The sequence below is a fragment of the Rhizobium sp. SVR5-9E genome (assembly GCF_056755095.1).
Map to the genome: position 1 here is coordinate 1 of NZ_JBNDHS010000320.1, position 315 is coordinate 315.

1 protein-coding gene is annotated in these 315 nt (G+C 47.6%); it reads right to left on the reverse strand.

The window, feature by feature from the left end; all coding sequences use genetic code 11:
* Positions 1 to 315: BrxA/BrxB family bacilliredoxin (locus tag ACPYOJ_RS35000; RefSeq protein ID WP_481420326.1), on the reverse strand; the 315-nt coding region annotated here is incomplete at both ends.

The window sequence follows — 315 nt, forward strand, 5'->3', positions numbered from 1 at the left end:
GTCGTAAGCTGCCTGAAGGTTAGCTGCGATAGCGCCTGCAGGATTTCCTTCGATATGGTGTCTTTCCAGCATGTGTACCAGTTCACCATCTTTGAAAAGAGCGACACAAGGAGAGCTTGGTGGGAAAGGAGCCAGGTGTTTTCTTGCTTCCATGACAGCTTCTGTATCGAAACCTGCGAAAACAGTAGTCAGGTGATCAGGTTTTTTATCCCCGGTCAAAGAATATACTACGCCCGGTCTTGCTGCTCCTGCTGCACATCCGCAAACGGAATTGATAACAAGAAGAGTCGTTCCCTGTTGTTTTAATGCTTCTTC